Annotated in this window: 16 protein-coding genes and 3 pseudogenes; 9 read left to right on the top strand and 10 right to left on the bottom strand. The window is 64.6% G+C overall.

The window, feature by feature from the left end:
* Positions 1 to 3 precede the first annotated feature (3 nt).
* The 3 genes from F8237_RS05800 (at position 4) to F8237_RS05790 (ending at position 3,304) form a co-directional block, all read left to right on the top strand.
* Positions 4 to 1,194 (top strand): dihydrodipicolinate synthase family protein, encoded by a 1,191-nt coding sequence (locus tag F8237_RS05800; protein ID WP_151642825.1) that lies wholly within the window; start codon positions 4 to 6, stop codon positions 1,192 to 1,194.
* Positions 1,194 to 2,057 (top strand): sugar phosphate isomerase/epimerase family protein, encoded by an 864-nt coding sequence (locus tag F8237_RS05795; protein ID WP_151642824.1) that lies wholly within the window; start codon positions 1,194 to 1,196, stop codon positions 2,055 to 2,057. The genes F8237_RS05800 and F8237_RS05795 overlap by 1 nt, the downstream gene beginning before the upstream one ends.
* An 89-nt stretch (positions 2,058 to 2,146) precedes the next feature.
* Positions 2,147 to 3,304, top strand: coding sequence for a diphosphate--fructose-6-phosphate 1-phosphotransferase (locus F8237_RS05790; RefSeq protein WP_151642823.1), 1,158 nt, complete (start codon positions 2,147 to 2,149; stop codon positions 3,302 to 3,304).
* A gap of 145 nt (positions 3,305 to 3,449) precedes the next feature.
* Here the strand turns inward: F8237_RS05790 and F8237_RS05785 are convergent, their stop codons facing one another.
* Positions 3,450 to 4,670 (bottom strand): cytochrome P450, encoded by a 1,221-nt coding sequence (locus F8237_RS05785; protein WP_151642822.1) that lies wholly within the window; start codon positions 4,668 to 4,670, stop codon positions 3,450 to 3,452.
* Positions 4,671 to 4,776: 106 nt separating this feature from the next.
* Here F8237_RS05785 and F8237_RS05780 point away from each other — a divergent pair, with 106 nt between their 5' ends.
* The 6 genes and pseudogenes from F8237_RS05780 (at position 4,777) to cnbZ (ending at position 11,978) form a co-directional block, all read left to right on the top strand.
* The gene (locus F8237_RS05780) at positions 4,777 to 5,319 is read left to right on the top strand and encodes a phosphonopyruvate decarboxylase (protein ID WP_151642821.1); all 543 of its coding nucleotides are present in this window, start codon (positions 4,777 to 4,779) and stop codon (positions 5,317 to 5,319) included.
* Entirely contained in the window at positions 5,316 to 5,906 is a 591-nt protein-coding gene (locus F8237_RS05775) for a thiamine pyrophosphate-dependent enzyme (RefSeq protein ID WP_151642820.1), read from the top strand. Before F8237_RS05780 ends, F8237_RS05775 begins: the two co-directional genes overlap by 4 nt.
* 138 nt (positions 5,907 to 6,044) lie before the next feature.
* Positions 6,045 to 6,746: a TetR/AcrR family transcriptional regulator gene (locus F8237_RS05770; protein ID WP_151642819.1), complete on the top strand. Its 702-nt coding sequence runs from the start codon at positions 6,045 to 6,047 to the stop codon at positions 6,744 to 6,746.
* 2 nt (positions 6,747 to 6,748) lie between these two features.
* Positions 6,749 to 7,942, top strand: a complete 1,194-nt coding sequence (locus F8237_RS05765; protein WP_151650464.1) for an efflux RND transporter periplasmic adaptor subunit — start codon at positions 6,749 to 6,751, stop codon at positions 7,940 to 7,942.
* A gap of 67 nt (positions 7,943 to 8,009) precedes the next feature.
* Positions 8,010 to 11,107, top strand: a pseudogene (locus F8237_RS05760) (MexW/MexI family multidrug efflux RND transporter permease subunit).
* A gap of 127 nt (positions 11,108 to 11,234) precedes the next feature.
* Positions 11,235 to 11,978, top strand: a complete 744-nt coding sequence (cnbZ, locus tag F8237_RS05755; protein ID WP_151642818.1) for a 2-amino-5-chloromuconate deaminase CnbZ — start codon at positions 11,235 to 11,237, stop codon at positions 11,976 to 11,978.
* Here the strand turns inward: cnbZ and F8237_RS05750 are convergent.
* From F8237_RS05750 to F8237_RS05710, 9 genes and pseudogenes are all read right to left on the bottom strand, one after another.
* Positions 11,975 to 12,865 (bottom strand): ABC transporter permease, encoded by an 891-nt coding sequence (locus F8237_RS05750; RefSeq protein ID WP_151642817.1) that lies wholly within the window; start codon positions 12,863 to 12,865, stop codon positions 11,975 to 11,977. The two genes, cnbZ and F8237_RS05750, sit on opposite strands and share 4 nt — an antisense overlap.
* 3 nt (positions 12,866 to 12,868) lie before the next feature.
* Positions 12,869 to 13,309 (bottom strand): annotated as a pseudogene (locus tag F8237_RS05745) (ABC transporter permease); the annotation flags it as partial.
* Positions 13,239 to 13,628, bottom strand: a pseudogene (locus F8237_RS05740) (ATP-binding cassette domain-containing protein); the annotation flags it as partial. The pseudogenes F8237_RS05745 and F8237_RS05740, both read right to left, overlap by 71 nt.
* A 9-nt stretch (positions 13,629 to 13,637) precedes the next feature.
* Positions 13,638 to 15,440 carry a gamma-glutamyltransferase family protein gene (locus tag F8237_RS05735; RefSeq protein WP_151642816.1) on the bottom strand — a complete coding sequence of 601 codons (1,803 nt, stop codon included), beginning with the start codon at positions 15,438 to 15,440 and terminating at the stop codon, positions 13,638 to 13,640.
* A gap of 87 nt (positions 15,441 to 15,527) precedes the next feature.
* The gene (locus tag F8237_RS05730) at positions 15,528 to 16,517 is read right to left on the bottom strand and encodes an ABC transporter ATP-binding protein (protein WP_151642815.1); all 990 of its coding nucleotides are present in this window, start codon (positions 16,515 to 16,517) and stop codon (positions 15,528 to 15,530) included.
* A complete protein-coding gene (locus tag F8237_RS05725; protein ID WP_151642814.1) occupies positions 16,514 to 17,500 on the bottom strand; it encodes an ABC transporter ATP-binding protein in 987 nt (328 codons plus the stop codon). Before F8237_RS05725 ends, F8237_RS05730 begins: the two co-directional genes overlap by 4 nt.
* Positions 17,497 to 18,459, bottom strand: a complete 963-nt coding sequence (locus F8237_RS05720) for an ABC transporter permease (protein WP_151642813.1) — start codon at positions 18,457 to 18,459, stop codon at positions 17,497 to 17,499. Before F8237_RS05720 ends, F8237_RS05725 begins: the two co-directional genes overlap by 4 nt.
* 1 nt (position 18,460) lies before the next feature.
* The gene (locus F8237_RS05715) at positions 18,461 to 19,441 is read right to left on the bottom strand and encodes an ABC transporter permease (protein ID WP_151642812.1); all 981 of its coding nucleotides are present in this window, start codon (positions 19,439 to 19,441) and stop codon (positions 18,461 to 18,463) included.
* Between the two features lie 101 nt (positions 19,442 to 19,542).
* Entirely contained in the window at positions 19,543 to 21,141 is a 1,599-nt protein-coding gene (locus F8237_RS05710; RefSeq protein WP_151642811.1) for an ABC transporter substrate-binding protein, read from the bottom strand.
* Positions 21,142 to 21,228: the final 87 nt, after the last annotated feature.

Here is a 21,228-nt window from a genome sequence, read left to right as displayed (position 1 = left end):
CACATGAACAAACCCGTCCTGCCGATGTCCTCCTTGTCGCTCAAGCTGCCGAAGGCCGATCGCTCGATCGAGACTTACCGGCTCGCGGCGTCGCGCACGTTCCCCGAAAAGCTCGAAGGCCCGTTGAACCGCATCGCGTTCTCGGCCGTGCACACGGTGGTCGATCCCTTCGCCGACAACGATCCCTGGCTCTCCGCCGCCGTCGACTGGGACAAGACCATCGCCTTCCGTGAACACGTCTGGGACCTCGGCCTCGGTGTTGCCGAAGCCATGGACACCGCGCAGCGCGGCATGGGCCTGGACTGGCCGACCTCGCTGGACCTGATCACGCGCTCGGTCGGTGCCGCCAAGCGACGCAACGCGCTGGTGTTCTCGGGGGCCGGCACCGATCACCTGGCCGTCGAGGACGCCAGAAGCCTCGACGACGTGATCCGCGCCTATGAGGAGCAGATCTCGGCGGTCGAGAAGGTCGGCGGCCGCATCATCCTGATGGCGTCGCGCGCGCTCGCAAAACTCGGCCGCAACGCCGATGACTACGCCAAGGTCTACGATCGCGTGCTGTCGCAGGTCCGCGAGCCCGTCATCATCCACTGGCTCGGCGACATGTTTGATCCGGCGCTGACGGGCTATTGGGGCACCAGGGACCTCGACAAGGCGATGGACACGGCGGTTGCCATCATCAACGCCAATGCAGCGAAGGTCGACGGCGTCAAAGTCTCGCTGCTCGACAAGCAGCGCGAAATCGACATGCGCCGCCGCCTCGACAAGCGCATCAGGATGTATACCGGCGACGACTTCAACTACGCGGAGCTGATCGCCGGCGACGAACAGGGCTTTTCCCACGCGCTGCTCGGCATCTTCGATGCGATCGCGCCGGCGGCATCCTACGCGCTGTCGCGGCTGGCAGCGGGCGATGAAGCCGGCTTCCACGACGTGCTGGGGCCGACCGTGCCGCTGTCGCGCCACATCTTCAAGGCGCCGACGCGCTTCTACAAGACCGGCGTCGTGTTCATGGCGTATCTGAACGGCCACCAGGATCATTTCACCATGGTCGGTGGCCAGGAGAGCACGCGATCGATGCTGCATCTGGCCGAACTATTCCGGCTCGCCGATCGGGCCGGGCTGCTCGCCAATCCAGAGCTGGCGACGCGGCGGATGAAGATCGTGCTGGCCTCGCACGGAATCGAATCCTGATGCGCGATTTTTCCTCCGACCATCGCTGGCTATCGCTGAACACGGCGACGGTCCGCAAACAGGGCGATCTCATCGAGATCATTGACGCCTGCGTGCGGCACGGCGTCCGCGCCATCGACCCCTGGCGCGATCAGGTCGCAAGCGTTGGTCTCGAGCGCGCAGCTCGCGCCGTGCGCGACGCAGGCCTCGATCTGTCAGGCTATTGCCGCGGCGGCATGTTCACCTCGGACGCATCGCGCCGCGGCGAGGTGCGTGACGACAACCGGCGCTGTGTGGACGAAGCCAAGGCGCTCGGCGCGTCCTGCATCGTGCTGGTCGCCGGCGGCCTGCCGCAATATTCGCGGCCGGGCAGCGAGGCGTCGAAGGATATCGTGGCCGCGCGCGGGCAGGTCGAGGAAGCCCTTGTCGACATGCTCGACTATGCGAAGCAGGCAAAGCTGCCGCTGGCCATCGAGCCCTTGCATCCCGCCTATGCCGCCGACCGTGCCTGCGTGAACACGACAAAGCAGGCGCTCGACATCTGCGACCGGCTCGACCCCGGCCGCAGCGGCATGCTCGGCGTTGCGCTCGATGTCTATCACATCTGGTGGGATCCGGACCTACTGAGCCAGATCGCACGTGCCGGAAAGGATCGCCTGCTCGCGTTCCACGTCTGCGACTGGATGGTGCCGACAAAAGACATCCTCAACGACCGCGGCATGATGGGTGACGGCGTCATCGACATCAAATCGGTACGCCAAGCGGTCGAAGCGCAGGGCTATGCCGGCTATTCGGAGATCGAGATCTTTTCCAACGACTGGTGGGGCAAGCCGATGGACGAAGTGCTGCGTACCTGCATCGAACGGCACAGGACGGTAGTGTAGGCCGCCCGTTGCAGCATCGGCCAATCTTCGCTTCAATCGTCCCTCACTGTCCGCTGGCGTCACAGCCAGAAACCAGTCATTGAGGTTCCATGCCATCAATCGTCATCGCCCAGGGCGGCGGCCCCACCGCCGTGATCAATCAGACCTTGTGTGGCGCCATTATTGCCGCGCGCAGGCATGATCCGTCCCTGCGCATTCTGGGCGCGCGCTACGGTGTGAGAGGCCTGACGCAGGTAAACGTCGTCGACCTCTCCACCTTGCCCGAGGCCGAACTCCGCCGTCTCGGCAACACGCCCAATTCGGCTCTCGGATCGACCCGCGACAAGCCAGATTCTGGCGCGTGCTCTGATATCCTCGCGGCTCTCGACCGGCTGGACGCCCGCGCCTTTGTCTATATCGGCGGCAATGATACCGCCGGAACGCTCGAACTGCTGCGGCAGCAGTCGCGTGGCCCATGCCATTTCGTGCATGCCCCCAAGACCATCGACAACGACCTGATGGAGAACGATCATGTCCCCGGCTTCATCTCGGCAGCCACCTTCGTCGCCAGTGCCCTTGTCAGCATAGATCTCGATTTTCGCGCCATGCCCGGCATCTATGTGGCCATCGTCATGGGCCGCCATGCCGGTTTCCTCTCCGCCGCGGCGGCAGGCTGGCAGCAATCGCCCGACGATGCTCCGCATCTGATCTATACGCCGGAAAGACCGTTCTCGGTCGTCCAGTTCCTCGACGACGTCGATGCGGTCTACACGCGTCTGGGCCGCTGTATCGTCTCGATGTCCGAGGGCGTGCAGGACGAAGCCGGCCGGCCTCTCGCCGAGGCGCTGGCGGGCGAGGCTGTCGAGCGCGACGCCCATGGAAATCTACAACTGACGGGCGGTGATCTCGGCATGGAGATTCAAAAAGCGCTGAAATCGCGTTTTCCCAAGGCGAGGTCGCGTGTCGACACGCTGGGCTATCTGCCACGCGCCTATATCGGTGTGATCGACGAAACCGACCGCAAGGAGGCTTTCGACGCCGGCGCATTTGCGTCGCAAAGCGCCTTTACCGGCAGCGGCTCGGTGGTGCTGCATTATGATGGCGAGCGCGTCGAACCCAGGCTCGTGCCACTCGATCGCGTGGCCGGCAAGACACGCCATATGCCCGACGATTTCCTTGTCGGCAGCAACACCGTTTCGGACGAAGGGCGGCGCTATTTTCGGCGGCTTCTGCCCAAGCGTCCCGATATCTTCCTCCCCTTCGTGTGACACTGCCGGAAAGCCGCCGACCCTGATCGCGCGCCGCCTATTTGCCCCGACGTATCAGATCGTTGGGCAGATCGACCGGGCATTTTCCGCCAACCCCTCGGCTACTGTGCATGGGGTTGTTTTCGACGTTTTTCGTTTTGGACGGTCAACCGATCGCGCAGGGCACGCTCAAGAACCCCCGGAACCGTACCCGCCCGCCGCGCACCGGCTTGTCCCTCACGGCATAGTTCGGGAAGCGTGCCAGGAAGCGCGAGATCGCGATCGCGCCTTCCAGCCGCGCCAGCGCCATGCCGGCGCATTGATGCGCGCCGGTGGCGAAGGCGAGATGCCGGTTCGGCGTGCGCGCGATGTCGAAGCGTTCGGGGGCCGTGAACTGCGCGGGGTCGCGGTTGGCAGCGCCAATGCACAGCGTCACCGACGTGCCGGCGTCGAGCATCACGCCGCCGAGCTCGACGGCTTCGGTGGTCATGCGGTTGCCGAGCTGGTTCGAGCTCTCGTAGCGCAGCATCTCCTCGACCGCGGTCCTGATCATGTCGGGGTTGTCGATCAGCCGCCGCTTCTGGTCCGGATTCCGGTCGAGCGCGACGAGACCGTTGCCGATCAGATTGGTGGTGGTTTCGTGACCGGCGTTGAGCAGGAAGATGCAGTTGTGCAGCAACTCCTTCTCGGTCAGCCGCTCGCCATTTTCCTCGCCCTGGATCAGGCGCGTGAGCACGTCGCGCTCAGGATTGCCCGGCTTCTCGCGCCGGCGCGCCACCAGCGTCTGCAGGTAGGCGAGGAAGTCCGTCACCGCCTTGTTGCCGCGCGCCGCCACCTCGGGAGATACGACAGGCTCAAGCGCGCCGAGGATCGCCAGCGACCAGTCGCGCAGCGGCCCGCGCTCGTCGTGGGGAACATCGAGCAGATTGCCGATCACCTCGATCGGAATGGAAGCCGCGAAGTCCTCGATCAGTTCGCAAGCGCCCTTGGCGGCGATGGCGTCGAGCAGGCCGTCGACCAGCCTGACGATATCAGGCTCCATCCCCGCGATCGCGCGCGGTGACAGCGCGCCCATGATCAGGCGGCGCACGCGGGTGTGCGCGGGCGGATCGTTGAAGACGAGGCTGGTGGTGTGATGCTCGAAGAGCGGCGTGTCGCCGTATTTCGGCGCGAACTCGCGCTTCTTGTCCGAGCTGAACGACTTCGTGTTCTTGTAGGTGGTGACGAGGTCGTCATAGCGGGTCAGGAACACAGTGCCGTTGGGCAGGCGCTTGACGGGCTCGTTCTCCCGCAGTGCACGATAGGTCGGGTAGGGATCGTCGTAGAATTCGGGTGTCAGCCTCGTTAGATCGAACCCGGTCGCCAATTCTTTCGCACTTGCGTTCATCCGCCATACTCGCCGGTTGAGACCGATATGCCGTTTTCGCTCTATCGAGCGATGCGGATCACCGTCTACAGTCGTGCCGTGATCTGCAAGCCGACCGGACGGGAAAATGCACGCTCGCACTGACGCAGCCGACACGGCGCCGAATTGGCCCGACGATATTTTCGCGACCTTGCAACGCTACGACGTCCGGCAGGTGCCTTACGTGCCTGACGCTGGCCATTCGAAGCTGATCCAGCGCGTGCTCGGCTCTTCCAACATGCGTGGCATTCCGCTGACGACGGAGGAGGAGGGCGTGGCTTTGCTCGCCGGCGCCTGGACCGGCGGACACCGCGGCGTGCTGCTGATGCAGTCGAGCGGCGTCGGCAATTGCATCAACATGCTGTCGTTGATTCCGATCCTGCGCTTTCCGTTCCTCACGCTGGTGACGATGCGCGGCGAATGGGGTGAGTTCAATCCGTGGCAGGTGCCGATGGGATCGACGACGCAGGGCGTGTTCGAGCTCTCCGGCGTCAAGGTGCTGCGCGCCTCCAACGCGGCCGAAGTGCCGGCCGTGATGGAGGCGGCCGCCGCGCAGGCCTACAACGCTCTCACACCTACTGCTGTCCTTCTGTCGCAGCGCCTGATCGGCGCCAAGGTTTTCACCAAATGAGCAAGGCCAATCTCCTCGACCGCCGTCAGGTGGTCTCCACGCTGCTTGCGAACCGCAAGGACGTCGTTGCGATCGGCGGCCTCGGGGCCTCGACCAACGACATCACCGCCGCCGGCGACCATGCGCGCAACTTCTATCTCTGGGGCGGCATGGGCGGCGCCGCGATGATCGGGCTGGGCCTGGCGCTGGCGCAGCCGCAGCTGCCGGTGCTGGTCATCACCGGCGACGGCGAGATGCTGATGGGCCTGGGCAGCCTTGCCACCATCGGCCTGCAGAAGCCGTCCAACCTCTCGATCGCAGTACTCGACAACGAGGCCTATGGTGAGACCGGCGGCCAGACCAGTCACACTTCGGCCGCCGCCGACCTTGTCGGCGTCGCCAAAGCCTGCGGGATCGCAGACGCCCGTGCGATCTCGACCATGGCCGAGGTCGAGGCCTTCGCCAAAGCCATCCACGACGTCGCGGCGGGGCCGCACTTTGCCAATGTGAAGATCGACAGCGCCAGCGTCGAGCGGATCCTGCCCACCCGGGACGGGACCTACATCGTCAACCGGATCCGCGGCGATCTCGGCTTCCAGCCGATCTGACGGCCTCAGACTGCACGCTCGGCCTCCACTTTCTGGCGGGCGTGGAGGTGTGGCCGATTTCCAACGGATCGGCACCCATCTAGGTTGCGATGCAGCATAGTGCTTGACTTTTGCGTGGGTGAGTGCTTACTCACTAACATGAGCTCATTGCGAATGACGAGCGACCTGAGGCGTCAATTGATCCTCGGCGCCGCAAAACGCTGCTTTGCCCGACACGGCTATACCGGCACCACGACAAAGAGCGTGGCGGCCGCCGCTGCCATTTCCGAAGCGTTGCTGTTCAAGCATTTCCCCTCCAAGGCGGCGCTCTATGCCGAAATCCTCAGTGACGAATGCGAGGCAGACCCGGCACTGACGGATCTGCTCGAGCGGAAGCCGTCGACGGCCACCCTGGTCGAATTGACCCGGGGCATGGTCCAGCATTTCCTTCACATCGCCGACGGTCCCGATCAGGAGGAGGCCCAGCGCCTGCGACTGATGGCCACCAGCCATTTGGATGACGGCGAGTTCGCCCGTTTGCTATATGCCAAGATCGAGAAGCTGATCGGGGCGGTCTTCCTCGCCTCGCTCGAGCGGGCGGTTGCGGCCGGAGACGCGCGGCCGTTCAGCGGCGATCCGCTCAACCTGTTCTGGTTTGCGCATCACACGGTGATGACCGCTGCGCTGACCAGGCTGCCGGCCGCGCCTTGCCTCGCTTACGGCAAGGCTGGCGACCTCGAGCGGCAGCTGTGTGAGTTTCTCCTGAGGGGTATCGGACTTAACGACGCCGCAATTGCTTCGCATTTGGGCCAGGATCAGGCCGCAGGTGCGGACAAGACGGCGATTGCAGAAAGCGCATGACAATGAACATCGTAACCGAACACAAGATTTCGGGCGAACCGATCGACGCCAAGGCCCCCAAGCGTCCGGTTCGGCCGGTGCTTTGGTTCATCATCATCGGGACGTTGCTTGCAGCGCTCGTTGGCGGCCTCGTCTGGTTCAATTATTTCCGCGGCCAGATGATCAAGCAGTTCTTCGCCAACAACAAGCCGCCGCCGACAGCGGTCACCGCGGCCGAGGCGAAGTCCGAAGTGGTGCCGAACCTGCTGACCGCGGTCGGCGGCCTCGTCGCCGTGCACCAGGTCGACGTCAGCGCCGACGTCAACGGCCGGGTCACCGAGATCAAGTTCGAGCCGGGCGCGCATGTCGAAGCCGGCACGCCGCTGGTGCAGCTGTTCGACGCGCCGGATCAGGGCGACCTCGCCAATTACAAGGCGCAGGCCACCGTCGCGCAGCTTTCGCTCGACCGCGCCAAGCAACTGGCATCGCGCCAGTTCGGCCCGCAAGCGACCGTCGATTCCGCGCAGGCCGCCTACGACCAGGCGCAGGCCGGCATCGCCAAGACCGAGGCGTTGATCTCGCAGAAGCTGGTGCGCGCACCGTTCTCCGGCGATCTCGGCGTCCGCAAGGTCGAGGTCGGCCAGTATCTGACCGCCGGCACGGCGATCGTCTCACTGACCGATCTGTCGCAGTTGTGGGCCAACTTCACGGTGACGGAAAAGGATTCCGGCAGCCTCAAGGTCGGCCAGACGGTCCGGCTCAAGGTCGACGCCTATCCGGGCCGCATCTTCGAGGGCAAGATCACCACGATCGAGCCGCAGATCGCGACTGACACCCGCAACATCCGCGTGCAGGCGACCATCGCCAATCCGGAAAAGATCCTTAAGCCCGGCATGTTCGTGACCACCACGGTAGTGCTGCCGGACAAGCCGGCGGTGATCACGGTGCCCGAGACGGCGGTCGACTACACGCTGTACGGCGACTCCGTGTTCGTCATCACCGAGAAGAAGGAAGAGGACGGCAAGACCAGCCTCTCCGCGGTGCGCACCTTCGTGCAGACCGGCAGCCGGATCGATGGCCGCGTCGAGATCGTCAAGGGCGTCAAGGCCGGCGACAAGGTCGTCGCCGTCGGACAGCTCAAGCTGCAATCGGGCGCCGCAGTCGCGATTTCGGCCGACCCCGGTCCGCCGATCCCGGCGCAGCCGCCGCGCTACTGACACTACACGCGCGTGATCCGGCTCGGCCGGATCACGTCTGTCGAGACATAGAATCGAGATCGCCGCGATGCGCTTTACCGACATTTTCATCAAACGCCCGGTCCTGTCGGTCGTCGTCAGCCTGTTGATCCTGCTGATCGGCCTGCGCGCGGCGATGGTGCTGCCGATCCGGCAATATCCGAAGCTTTCGAACACGGTCATCAACATCACGACCGTCTATCCCGGCGCGTCCGCGGATTTGATCCAGGGCTTCATCACCACGCCGATCGAGCAGGCGGTCGCCTCGGCCGAAGGCGTCGACTACATGACCTCGTCCTCGGTGCTCGGCACCTCGACGATCCAGGTCTACATCAAGCTGAACTTCGATCCGAACCAGGCGCTCACCGAAGTGCTGGCCAAGACGAACTCGGTCAAATACCTGATCCCGAAGGAATCCAACGACCCGATCGTCACCAAGACGACGGGCCAGACCACGGCCGTGATGTATCTCGGCTTCTCCTCCGAGGAGCTGTCGGGCTCGGCGATCTCGGACTATCTGACGCGCGTGGTGCAGCCGGTGCTGTCGACCGTCGACGGCGTGGCTTCGGCCGACATTCTCGGCGGCCAGACCTTCGCGATGCGGCTGTGGCTCGATCCGGTGAAGATGGCCGGCCGCAACGTGTCGCCGGCCGACGTCGCCACCGCCATCACCACCAACAACTTCCAGTCCGCGGCGGGACAGACCAAGGGCTATCTGATCGTTTCCAACATCTCGACGAACACCAGCCTGACCGACGTCAACCAGTTCAGAAAGATGATCGTCAAGGCCAAGGACGGCGGTTTCGTGCGGATGGAGGACATCGCCACGGTCGAGCTCGCCGCGCAAAGCACGGATGCCAGCGTCGCCTTCAACGGCGAGCATGCGATCTTCATCGGCGTGAACGCGACGCCGCAAGGCAACCCGCTGACGCTGGTCAAGGGCGTGCGCGCGCTGTTCCCGGAGCTCGAGCGCAATTTGCCTCCGTCGATGAAGATGAAGGTCGCCTACGACTCGACCAAGTTCATCCAATCCTCGATCGACGAGGTCGAGAAGACGCTGGGCGAAGCCGTGATCATCGTGATCGTGGTGATCTTCCTGTTCCTGGCCTCGCTCCGTTCAGTCATCATTCCGGTCGTCACGATTCCGCTGTCGATGATCGGCGTCTGCACGCTGATGCTGGCTTTGGGCTTCAGCTTCAACCTGCTGACGCTGCTGGCGATGGTGCTCGCGATCGGCCTCGTGGTCGACGACGCCATCGTCGTGGTGGAGAACATCCATCGACATCTGGAGGAGGGGGGAAGACGCCCGTCCAGGCGGCGGTGGAGGGCGCGCGCGAAATCGTGGGGCCCGTCATCTCGATGACGATCACGCTCGCCGCCGTGTACGCGCCGATCGGCTTCCTCGGCGGCCTCACCGGCTCGCTGTTCCGCGAATTCGCCTTCACGCTCGCCGGCTCGGTGATCGTGTCAGGCGTGATCGCGTTGACGCTATCGCCGATGATGTGCTCGGTGCTGCTGAAGAACACCGAAGAGGGCCGCTTCGCCAAGCTCGTGAACCGTGTGTTCGGCGGGCTGACGCGGTGGTATGGCCGCAGGCTCGACCGCTCGCTGGATTACAAGGCGATCACCGGTCTGTTCGCGGTGACCATCCTCGGGCTCGTCGGCTTCCTCTATATGCACACGTCGAAGGAGCTGGCGCCTGAGGAAGATCAGGGCATCGTGTTCGCGGTGACCAAGGCGCCGAAATACGCCAACATCGACTATGTCGATTTCTACGGCGAGAAGCTCGACAAGGAGTTTCAGAAATTCCCGGAGACCGATCTGCGCTTCGTGCTGAACGGCATCAACGGCCCGCAGGGCGGTATCGCCGGCATGCTGCTGAAGCCGTGGGAAGAGCGCAAGCGTTCGTCGATCCAGCTGAAGCCGCTGATGCAGGCCGAACTCTCCAAGATCGAGGGCGTGCAGGCTTTCGCGTTCAACCTGCCGCCGCTGCCGGGCGGACCGGGCGGTCTGCCGGTGCAGATGGTGATCAATTCCACCGCTGGTTTCCAGACGGTCTTCGAGCAGATGGAGAAGCTGAAGGACGCTGCGCGCAAGAGCGGCATGTTCATCGTCTCCGACAGCGATCTCGCTTACAACCAGCCCAACGTGGAGGTCACGATCGACCGCACCAAGGCGCAGGATCTCGGCGTCAACATGCAGAACCTCGGCTCGACGCTCGCGGTTCTCCTCGGCGGCAATTACATCAACCGCTTCAACCTCGAGGGCCGCTCCTACCAGGTGATCCCGCAAGTGCCGCGCAGCAGCCGACTGTCGCCGGAATCGCTCGGCGGCTACTACGTGACGACCAACACCGGACAGCAGCTTCCGCTGTCGACCGTGGTCTCGGTCAAGACCAAGACCGCTCCGAATTCGCTGACGCACTACAACCAGCTCAATTCGGCGACCTTCTCGGCCGTGCCGATGCCCGGCGTGACCGTCGGTGCGGCGGTCGACTTCCTCGAAGGCGAGGCCAAGAAACTGCCGGCCGGCTTCAGCCACGACTATCTCGCGGATAGCAGGCAGTACGTGCAGGAAGGCAACCAGCTCGCGATCACCTTCGGCTTTGCGCTGATCATCATCTTCCTGGTCCTGGCCGCGCAGTTCGAGAGCTTGCGCGACCCGCTCGTGATCATGATCTCGGTGCCGATGGCGATCGTCGGCGCGCTCATCCCGCTGTTCTTCGGCATGGCGACGATGAACATCTATACCCAGGTGGGCTTGCTCACCCTGGTCGGCCTTATCACCAAGCACGGCATCCTGATGGTGGAGTTCGCCAACGAGCTCCAGGTCAACGAGCGGCTCGACCGCCGCTCGGCGATCGAGATGTCGGCGCGCATCCGCCTCCGGCCGATCCTGATGACCACGGCCGCGATGGTGACCGGCCTGATCCCGCTCTTGACGGCAACCGGCGCCGGCGCGGCCAGCCGTTTCTCGATCGGCCTGGTCGTCGTGGCCGGCATGTCGATCGGCACGCTGTTCACGCTGTTCGTGCTGCCTGCTGTCTACGTGGTTCTGGCGACCGACCATCGTGCGGCGGCGGATTCCGATCGGACCAAGCAGGTCAACGAGTTCGACCTCGGCGCCAAGGCGCTGCGGCCGACCTGAGGACGCAGTCATCGAAACCGCAAAAGCGGCAACAGCGATAGCTGTTGCCGCTTTTTTTGTTGTCCCGTGCTAGTCTTGCCCAGGCGCCAAAGGGGCGCCGACCTGCATTGGAATGAAGGGGCGGGACATGACGCGCGAATTTTCGGCCGGCAATTATCGTTTCATCCCGGCCGTGTTCCAGTATTCGTCGGGTGCGGCCGCGGACGACGGCTACGAGATCGAGCGGGTCAGGTTCGATCGGCTGGTGCCGCTCGCCGAAGGCTTCGCGCTGGCGGCGAAATTCATCCAGGAGGCGGGTCGGCCGCTGACGGCATTCTGCGCCTGCGAATTGCGGTCGCCCGCGGCCTTCAGCGAGGAAGGGTTTCGCGCCTTCAACCTGCATTACGTCAAGACGCTGTCCGAATGGGGCATCTTCGACGGCACCACCAATCCGGTGGCGCGCAGCAATGTCTGCCCCGAGATCGATCCGCCGTCCGAGCCGTCCTTCTATGCGTTCTCCTTCACGCGCCCGACGCGCGCGAAGACGCCGACCTTCGTGATCGCAGGCGGCGCTGAAGCGCGCGAGGGCAGTGGCACCTATCCCGAGCGCATCGTGCGCTACCGCGATCTCACCCCGGATGGTTTGCGGGAGAAGGTGCGCGTCACGACATCGCACATGGAAAACCGGATGGCGGCGTTCGGTTTCGGCTGGAGAGACACCACGGGTGTGCAGGCCTATTCGATCCGCGATTTCCACCATGCTCTGGCGGACGAACTGGTCCGCCGCGGCGCGTTGCGCTCCGGCCTGACCTGGCATTTCGCCAGGCCCCCTGTGGTCGATCTCGAATACGAGATGGATTGCCGCCGCGTGATTCGCGAGGCGGTGATCTAGCGCTGCCTTGGGTCCAGCGCGTCACGCAGGCCGTCGCCGAGCAGGTTCAGTGACAGCACCACGAGGAAGATCGCAAGCCCCGGCCAGATCGCCATCCACGGCGCCTGGGTGAGGAAGCGCTGGGCCGAATTGAGCATGCTGCCCCAGGACGGCGCCGGCGGCTGCTGGCCGAGGCCGAGGAACGATAGCGCCGCCTCGGCGATGATGGCAGCCGCAATCGACAACGTTGCCTGCACCAGCAACGCGGGCAGGATGTTCGGCAGGATGTGCGAGAACGCGATCCGCCACGGCGGATTGCCGAGCGCGCGGGCGGCCTCGACATAGTCTTCCGCCTTGACGACCAGCACCTGGCCGCGCGTCAGGCGGATGAAGATCGGGGTGGCCGAGATTCCGATCGCGATCATGGCGTTGCCGGGCCTCGGGCCGAGGAACGCCGCCAGCGCAATCGCCAGGATCAGGAACGGGCAAGCCAGCATCGCATCCGTGATCCGGCTGATCAGCGCGTCGACAAAGCCGCCGCGATAGCCGGCCAGCAGTCCGAGCGGCACGCCGATGCCGAGCGCGATCGCGACCGAGATCAAACCCGCCATCAGTGAGGCCCGCGCGCCGTAGACGACTCGGCTCAGGATGTCGCGGCTGAGATCGTCGGTTCCGAACCAGTGCGCCGCGGTGGGCGGCTTGCGTACCAGACTCCAGCTCGTCGCGATGGGATCGTAGGGCACGACCAGCGGCGCGAGCGCCGCAAGGAGGATGAAGGCCGTGATCACGACGAGCCCGAACACGGCCGCCTTGCGCTTGAACAGCCGGCGCCGGGCGCGGCGGGCCGGGCTGTCGAGCTCATCGGCCCGGGTGGTGGCGGGGCTGGCTGGCAATGCGGCGTCGGTCATCGCCTAGCCTCGCAGCCGCGGATTGACGAGGACATAGGCGACATCGGCAATCAGGTTGAGGGTGATGTAGACCGTGGCCGTCACCAGCACCACGCCCTGCACCACGGCGTAGTCGCGGTTGAACACGGCATCCACGATCAGCTTGCCGAAACCGGGAATTGAGAATATCTGCTCGGTTAGCACCGCGCCCGACAGCAGCGTGCCGAGTTCGAGCGCGCCGAGCGTGATGATCGGCGTCAGCGCGTTGCGCATGGCATGCTTGAGGATCACGGAGCGCTCCGACAATCCCTTCGCGCGCGCGGTGCGGACATAGTCGCTCTCCAGCACCTGAAGCATGGCGCTGCGGGTGTGCCGCATCAGGATCGCGGAGATCGCGTTGCCGAGCACGAAGGCGGGCATGATGGTCGCCGCCAGGCTGGCGCGCCAGTTCTCGGTAAGCGGCATTGAGCGAGGTCATCGGCTCCTGGAAGATCATCGCCAGCCGGTTGCCGCGCAGATCGCGCAGCATCTGGTCCGGGGTCTTCAGCAGATCGAAGCCGTCGAAACGGATCGCGCCGGATATTTCAGCGCTTTGCTTCGGCAGCAACCCCATGATCGCCAGCGACGTCACGCTCTTGCCGCAGCCGGATTCCCCGACGAGGCCGAGCGTGGCGCCATTGGCGACGCTGAGATCGACGCTGTCGACCGCGTGGGTGACGCGGCCGTCGTCGCCGTGAAAGCGGATGCGCAGGTCCTTGATCTCGATGAGGGGAGTCGCACTCATGTGCTGCCTTCAGCGCCCCGCGGCGTAGCCCTGCATGCCGCGTGGATTGGCGGCGGCGCGGCGGCGCACGCCGACGCGCGAGGCCGCGGTGAGGCGGCCTTCGGACCAGTCGGGACCGACTTCCACGATATGCCCGCGCTCCCTGAGGTTCTCGATCGTTGCCTTCGGCACGCGGTTCTCGACCACGAGCACGCCAGGGCGCGCGGTGCGCGGCCAGAACGAGATCGGGAAATGCTCGGAATGCCAGGCCGGCGCGTCGATGGCTTCCTGGAGATTGAGGTTGCAATGGACGTGGCGCAGGAAGAACTGCGTGATCCACTGGTCCTGCTGGTCGCCGCCGGGCGAACCCCAGGCCAGATACGGTTCGCCATCGCGCAGTGCCATGGTCGGCGACAGCGTGGTGCGCGGCCGCTTGCCGGGTGCCAGCGAGCTCGGTTGGTTCTCTTCCAGATCGAACATCTGCGCGCGGCTGCCGAGGCAGAAGCCGAGCTCGGGAATGACAGGCGAGGATTGCAACCAGCCGCCCGACGGTGTCGACGAGATCATGTTGCCGGCCTTGTCGATGATGTCGAAATGCACGGTGTCGCCGCGCACCTCGCCAAATCGTCCCACCGTCGGCTCGCCCGCGCCGAGCGCGCCGACGGCTTCGCGCTGGCCTTCGGCGCGGCGCAGCTTGACCACACCGCCAAGCCCCTCGATCGCGCCTGGCCGGAGATCGAGCGAGGCCTTGTCGGTGACGAGCTTGCGGCGCTCGTCGTTGTAGGCATCGGACAGCAGCGTTCCGATCGGGATCTCGCTGAATTTGGGGTCGCCGTAGAATTTTTCGCGATCGGCGAAGGCGAGCTTGGCGCATTCGATCTGGAGATGGATGAACTCAGGCCCGGTCGGGTCGAGCCCGTCGAGCGCAAAACCCTTCAGCAAAGCGAGCTGTTGCAGCGTCACCGGGCCCTGGCTCCAGACGCCTGCCTTGCAGACGGTGTAGCGGCCATAGTCGTAGGTGAGCGGCGCCTCGATGGTCGGCTGCCAGCGCGCCATGTCGTCGGCGGATAGCACGCCGCGATGCGGCGTGCCGCTGACGTCCATGACTTCTTGCGTCCGGCAGAACTTGTCGATCGCTTCCGCAACGAAGCCATGTGACCAGGCCTTGCGCGCACGCTCGATCTCGGCGTCGCGGCCGCCACCGCCGCTCTCGGCTTCGCTGAGAATGCGGGCGTAGGTGGCGGCCAGCGTCGTGTTGGTGAACAGCGTGCCGGGCTTCGGAACTTCGCCATTGGGAAGATAGACCGCGGCCGAGGTCGGCCAGTGCTTGCGGAACAATTGCTCGACGGTCTGGATGGTGGCGCAGGCACGCTCGACCAGCGGATAGCCGTCGCGCGCGTAGGCGATCGCGGGTTCCAGCACGTCGCGCACGCGCATCGTGCCGTAGTCGCGCAGTAGCATCATCCAGGATTCGAAGGTGCCGGGGACGCAGGCCGCGAGCAGGCCGGTGCCGGGCACCATGTCGAGGCCTTCGCTCTTGTAATGCGCGATGGTGGCGCGGGCTGGCGCCGGGCCCTGGCCGCAGATCACTTCGGTGCGGCCGCGCTTGACGTCGTGGACGATGACGGGCACGTCGCCGCCGGGGCCGTTCAGATGCGGTTCGACCACCTGCAGCGTGAAGGCGGTGGCGACGCCGGCGTCGAAGGCGTTGCCGCCCTTTTCCAGCATGGCCATGCCGACGGCGGTTGCGATCCAGTGCGTGGTGGCGACGACCCCGAACGTGCCCTCGATCTCGGGGCGCGTCGTGAAGGGATCTGGATTGATGTTGGACATGGGATTTCGCTACCTTATTTTCGGCGCGCGCAATTGATCACAGGGGATGCCGCGCCGCCAATGCGCAGGCCGCATGGCACGCGCGCGTCACGCCGGGACCGGCGCGGTGTTTACCGCGTGGCAGGCGACGCCGTCGATCAGTTCGGGGGCTTGCTTGCGGCAGAGATCGAACGCCAGCGGGCAGCGCGGATTGAAGGCGCAGCCGGGCGGCGGATTGATCGGGTTGGGGATCTCGCCCTTCACCGGAATGCGCTGGCGGCCGCTCATGGCCAGATCAGGCACGGCGCCCAGCAACATCTTGGTGTAGGGCATGCGCGGACGGGAGAACAATTCCTTGCCTTCCGCGATCTCGACGATGCGGCCGAGATACATCACGCCGACACGGCTCGCCATGTGGCGGACAACGGCGAGGTTGTGGCTGATGAACATGTAGGTCAGGCCGAACTTGTCCTGGAGGTCGCGCATCAGGTTCAGGATCTGCGCCTGCACGGAGACGTCGAGCGCCGAGGTCGGCTCGTCGCAGACGATGAACTCGGCGTCGGAGGCGAGCGCCCGCGCGATCGCGATGCGCTGGCGCTGGCCGCCGGAAAATTCGTGCGGGAATTTCAACCGGTCGTCGGGATGCAGGCCGACGAGGCTGAGCAGCTCGCCGACGCGCGCCTGGATGTCGCGCTCGCCCTGGATCAGGTCGAAGGCGCGGATCGGCTCGGCGATGACGGCATCGACGCGGAAGCGCGGGTTCAGGCTCGCATAGGGATCCTGGAAGATCATCTGGATGCGGCGGCGCAGCTTTCGCCGCGTCTGGGCCTGCCGCGGGTCGGTCATCGAGACGCCGTCGATCAGCACGTCGCCGGAGCTCGGCGGCAGCAGGCCGACCACCATCCGGGCCACCGTGGTCTTGCCGGAGCCGGACTCGCCGACCAGTGCAAAGGTCTCGCCCTTCCGGATGTCGAAGCTGACACCGTCGACGGCCTTGAGGTATTCGAGCTGGCCGCCTTCGAGGACGCGGTTGAGCCACGGCTTGGAGACGTCGAACACGCGGCGCAGATTTGTGGCCTGGACGAAGGGGGCGCTCATGCCGCGCTCTCCGCCGGCGCGCTGTCATAGAGATGGCAGGCGACCGATTGCGTGCCGCGCGGCAGCGGCTCGGGCCGGTCGACCCGGCAGCGGTCGAACGCGGATTCGCAGCGCGGATTGAACGAGCAGCCGCGCGGGATCGCCGACAGCCGCGGCATCGAGCCGGGGATCTGCACCAGGCGCTTGTCCTCGCCGGCAAGCGTCGGGATCGCGCCCATCAGGCCCTTGGCATAGGGGTGCAGCGGATTCTTCACGACGTCCTGGACAGGACCGATTTCGGCGACGCGGCCGGCATACATCACGGCGACGCGGTCGGAGGTCTCGGCGATCACGCCCATGTCGTGCGTCACCAGCATCACGGCGGTGCCGTGGTCGCGGCCGAGGCGCTTGATCAGCGTGATGATCTGCGCCTGCACGGAGACATCGAGCGCGGTGGTCGGCTCGTCCGCGATGATCAGCTCGGGCTCGGCGCAGATGGCGAGCGCAATCACCACGCGCTGGCGCATGCCGCCGGAGAATTCGTGCGGATAGCCGTCGATGCGCTTGTCCGGCGCGGGAATGCCGACTTCGGCCAGCAGGTCGATGGCGCGGCGGCGGGCGGCGGTCTCGGACAGATTGAGATGGGTCCGGATCGTCTCCACGATCTGGTCGCCGACCCGGTACAGCGGATTGAGCGAAGTGAGCGGATCCTGGAAGATCATGCCGATGCGCTTGCCGCGGACGCGGCGCAGCTCCTCCGGCGGCAGATTGTCTATGCGCAGGCCCGACAGGCGAATCTCGCCGCCGGAGATGCGGCCGGGCGGATCGATCAGGCCGATCACCGAGAGGCCCGTGACGGACTTGCCGGCGCCGGATTCACCGACCACGCCCAGCACCTCGCCCTTGGCGATGTCGAAGGAGACGCCGTCGATGGCGCGCAGCGTGCCGCGGCGGGAGACGAACTCCACCTGAAGATTGCGCACGGAGAGGACGGGTTCGGTCATCGGAGCTTTGGGTTGAGCGCGTCGCGCAGCCAGTCGCCCAGCAGGTTGATGGACAGGATCAGCACGGCGAGCGCGATTCCCGGGAAGGCGACGATCCACCATTCGCCCGCGAACAGATAGCCGTTGCCGATGCGGATCAACGTGCCGAGCGACGGCATGGTCTCGGGCATGCCCGAGCCGAGGAAGGACAGCGTCGCCTCGGTGATGATGGCGAGCGCGAGGTTGATGGTGGCGATCACGAGGATCGGACCCGTCGTGTTCGGCAGCACGTGGCGCAGCATGATCACGGGAGCAGGCAGGCCGATCAATTGCGCGGCCGCGACATAGTCCTTGTTCTTCTCGATCAGCACCGAGCCACGCACGGTGCGGGCATACTGCACCCAGAAACTCAGGCCGATCGCGAACACCAGGACCGCGAGCATGCTCATCTCGTCCAGCCTGTTGCCAAAGACGGACTTGGCGATTCCATTGATCAAAAGCGCGATCAGGATGGCCGGAAAGGAGAGCTGCACGTCGGCGATGCGCATGATCAGGCCGTCGATTGCGCCGCCGAAATAGCCGGCGGTCAAACCAAGCAGGATGCCGATCGCCCCGGACAAGACCACGCCGAGTACGCCGACGAGCAGCGAGATGCGCAGGCCGTAGAGGATCGCAGACAGAACGTCGCGGCCCTGCTCGTCGGTCCCGAGCAGGAATGGACTCTGGCCGTCGGCGGTCCAGAGCGGTGAGATGCGCGAATTCATCAGCTGCAGCTGTGCCGGGTCGAACGGGTTCTGTACCGACAGCACCGCGGCAAAAATCGCCAGAAGAAAGAACAGCAGCGTCACCGCGGCCGCGATCATGGTGATCTTCGAGCGGCGGAACGAATAGAACAGGTCGCTGTCGAGCGCGCGCCTGAACCTGTGCGGTACGGCCGCAGCGCGCTTCTCAATCTCGTGCGGAACGACCGCCTCGCTCATCTCAATGCGCCCGGCTGACCGTCGAGCGCAGCCGCGGATCGACGATGGTGTAGAGGATATCAACCACGAGATTGATGGTGACGAAGATCAGGGACACCATCATCAGATAGGCCGCCATGATCGGGATATCGACGTTCTGAACGGCCTGCACGAACAGGAGGCCCATGCCTGGCCACTGGAATACGGTTTCGGTGATGATCGCGAATGCAATTACCGAGCCAAATTGCAGGCCGGCGACGGTGATGACGGGAACCAGCGTGTTGCGCAGCGCGTGGCCGAAATGGATCGCCCGCGTGGTCAGTCCGCGCGCACGAGCGAAGCGGATGTAGTCGGTCCGCATCACTTCCAGCATCTCCGCGCGGACGAGCCGCATGATCAGCGTCATCTGGAACAAGCCAAGCGTAATCGAAGGCATGATCAGCGCTTTCAAGCCCGACAGTGTCAGAAGGCCTGTCGTCCACCAGCCGATATGAACGACGTCGCCGCGCCCGAACGAGGGCAGCCAGCCCAGCGTCACCGAAAACAGGTAGATCATGAGAATGCCGATCAGGAAGGTCGGCAGCGAGATGCCGATCAGCGAGACGGCCTGGAAGACATGCGCGAGCCAGCTGTCGCGGCGAAGCGCGGAATAGACCCCCATCAGGATGCCGCTGACCATCGCAAAGATGGTGGCGCAGATCGCGAGTTCCAGCGTTGCAGGCATCCGCTCGATCAGCAGGCTCGTGACCGGCAGGCGGAACTGGTAGGACACGCCGAACTTGAACTGTGCAGCGTTGCCGACATAGCGGCCGAACTGCACGATGACGGGATCGTCGAGGCCGAGCGACTTGCGGATCGCGGCGCGTTCGGTGCCCGACGTATCCATCCCGACCATCTGGTTGACGGGATCGCCGGCGAAACGGAACATCGAGAACGAGATGATCCCGACGGCGATCATGACGCCGATGGCCTGGATGGCCCGGCGCAGTGTGAAAGCGAGCATCTGTTCCTTTCACATCTCTTCAGCGGCACGCGTCATCGCGTTAGCCTGAAAATGCAAGTCCCGGAAGCCATCGCTTCCGGGACTTCACAACTTGTCGACAATTACTCGTCCTGCTTGGTCGCCCAGTAGAGCAGGACCTGATTGTCCGCGCGCTGGGTTAGTTTCACTTTTTTCGACACACCCCAGGCAAGCGCCTGCTGGTGCAGCGGGACATAGGCCCAATCCTTGATCGAGACCTCGAAAGCCTGCTTGATCAGTTGATCGCGCTTGGCCGTATCAGACTCAAGGAGAACCTTGTCCGCGAGATCGTCGAACTCCTTGTTGCAATAGCCGGCGAGGTTGGCTTCGCCGCGGTTGGGATCCTTCGGGTCATCCCGGCAGCCCATGATGTCGTGCAGCACGTTCTGGGAGTCGAGCGTATCCGGGGTCCAGCCCAGCATGAACAGCGAGGTCTTGTAGCCGCCGGGCTTCAACACCTTGGCGAAATACTGGGCCTTCGGTTGCGCCAGCAGGTCCACCTTGATGTTGATGCGGGCGAGCATACCGACGATTGCCTGACAGATCGCGGCGTCATTGACGTAGCGGTCGTTCGGGCAGTCCATGGTCACTTCGAAGCCGTCCGCATAGCCAGCATCCGCCAGGAGTTTCTTGGCGGCGTCAGGGTCGAACTTCGGCCGAGTGAAGCTCTTCGCGGAATAGATCTCCGGTGCAACCATCAAAGCGGACGGCGTGGACAGCCCGCGCATGACGCGATTCTTGATCAGGTCGACATCGATCGCCCGGTAAACCGCTTCGCGGACGCGGATGTCCTTGAACGGATTCTTGCCCTTGATGTTGGAGTACAAGAGTTCGTCGCGCGCCTGATCCATGCCGACGAAAATGGTGCGGAGTTCAGGTCCCGTCAGCACGGTCGCGTTGGGGCTTGCTTTGACGCGCTCGATGTCCTGCACCGGAACCGGCTCGATCACGTCGACCTCGCCCGACAACAGCGCCGCGACACGCGTGGCCGGGTTTGCGATCGGCGTGAAGACGATCTCCTTCAGATTATGTTCCGGCTTGCGCCACCAGTTCGGATTGGCCTTGAAGACGGTCTTCACGCCCGGCTGATGGCTATCGATCATGAAGGGGCCGGTGCCGTTTTCATGGAGCGAGGCGTAGCTCGGAGTCGTTGCGGCGGCCGGTGTCGGTGCCACCGCATCGTTCGCCTCTGCCCATTTCTTGTCCATGATGTACCAGGTCGCCCAGAGCGCCGTCAGGATGGGATTGGGCGAGGTCAGCACGAAATCTACGGTGTAATCGTCGATCTTGATCGCCTTGGCGTCGGCAGGAACGCGGCTCTGGAAATTCGAGCCTTTCGCCCGCACGCGCTCGGCCGAGAACACGACGTCATCGGCGGTGAAGGGGTCGCCATTGTGGAATTTTACGTTCTTGCGCAGGTGAAAGCGCCAGCGTGTCGGCTCCGGCGTCTCCCAGCTTTCGGCAAGCCCCGGGATGATCTTCAGGTCCTTGTCGCGGGCGACCAGGCCCTCATAGACGTGGCCGAGATGCGCACTGGTGGTCGACTCGTTCAGCGTGTAGGGGTCGAGCGATTTGAGCTCACCCTGGTTGGCGTAGCGCAGCGTCTGGCTCGACGCCGGCGAGGCCGTCAACGCAAGCATACCGGCGAGCGTCGCCGCAAACAGACTTCGTCCGACTGACATTCTTGACCCTCTCCACTCGCCCGCACCGTCATTTTTGATTGTTCGGCGGGGCTGATCGATCCATGTTGCCCAGAGTTCTCGACCCGT

Origin of the sequence: Bradyrhizobium betae (assembly GCF_008932115.1) — a bacterium.
Taxonomy (GTDB): Bacteria; Pseudomonadota; Alphaproteobacteria; order Rhizobiales; family Xanthobacteraceae; genus Bradyrhizobium; species Bradyrhizobium betae.
This window is presented reverse-complemented; position numbering and strand designations above follow the sequence as displayed.

What these genes read in the sequence shown, in the direction of transcription:
- F8237_RS05800 (WP_151642825.1), top strand. Translation starts at nt 4, where the DNA reads ATGAACAAACCCGTCCTGCCGATGTCCTCCTTGTCGCTCAAGCTGCCG.
- F8237_RS05795 (WP_151642824.1), top strand. Translation starts at nt 1,194, where the DNA reads ATGCGCGATTTTTCCTCCGACCATCGCTGGCTATCGCTGAACACGGCG.
- F8237_RS05790 (WP_151642823.1), top strand. Translation starts at nt 2,147, where the DNA reads ATGCCATCAATCGTCATCGCCCAGGGCGGCGGCCCCACCGCCGTGATC.
- F8237_RS05785 (WP_151642822.1), bottom strand. Translation starts at nt 4,670, where the DNA reads ATGAACGCAAGTGCGAAAGAATTGGCGACCGGGTTCGATCTAACGAGG.
- F8237_RS05780 (WP_151642821.1), top strand. Translation starts at nt 4,777, where the DNA reads ATGCACGCTCGCACTGACGCAGCCGACACGGCGCCGAATTGGCCCGAC.
- F8237_RS05775 (WP_151642820.1), top strand. Translation starts at nt 5,316, where the DNA reads ATGAGCAAGGCCAATCTCCTCGACCGCCGTCAGGTGGTCTCCACGCTG.
- F8237_RS05770 (WP_151642819.1), top strand. Translation starts at nt 6,045, where the DNA reads ATGAGCTCATTGCGAATGACGAGCGACCTGAGGCGTCAATTGATCCTC.
- F8237_RS05765 (WP_151650464.1), top strand. Translation starts at nt 6,749, where the DNA reads ATGAACATCGTAACCGAACACAAGATTTCGGGCGAACCGATCGACGCC.
- cnbZ (WP_151642818.1), top strand. Translation starts at nt 11,235, where the DNA reads ATGACGCGCGAATTTTCGGCCGGCAATTATCGTTTCATCCCGGCCGTG.
- F8237_RS05750 (WP_151642817.1), bottom strand. Translation starts at nt 12,865, where the DNA reads ATGACCGACGCCGCATTGCCAGCCAGCCCCGCCACCACCCGGGCCGAT.
- F8237_RS05735 (WP_151642816.1), bottom strand. Translation starts at nt 15,440, where the DNA reads ATGTCCAACATCAATCCAGATCCCTTCACGACGCGCCCCGAGATCGAG.
- F8237_RS05730 (WP_151642815.1), bottom strand. Translation starts at nt 16,517, where the DNA reads ATGAGCGCCCCCTTCGTCCAGGCCACAAATCTGCGCCGCGTGTTCGAC.
- F8237_RS05725 (WP_151642814.1), bottom strand. Translation starts at nt 17,500, where the DNA reads ATGACCGAACCCGTCCTCTCCGTGCGCAATCTTCAGGTGGAGTTCGTC.
- F8237_RS05720 (WP_151642813.1), bottom strand. Translation starts at nt 18,459, where the DNA reads ATGAGCGAGGCGGTCGTTCCGCACGAGATTGAGAAGCGCGCTGCGGCC.
- F8237_RS05715 (WP_151642812.1), bottom strand. Translation starts at nt 19,441, where the DNA reads ATGCTCGCTTTCACACTGCGCCGGGCCATCCAGGCCATCGGCGTCATG.
- F8237_RS05710 (WP_151642811.1), bottom strand. Translation starts at nt 21,141, where the DNA reads ATGTCAGTCGGACGAAGTCTGTTTGCGGCGACGCTCGCCGGTATGCTT.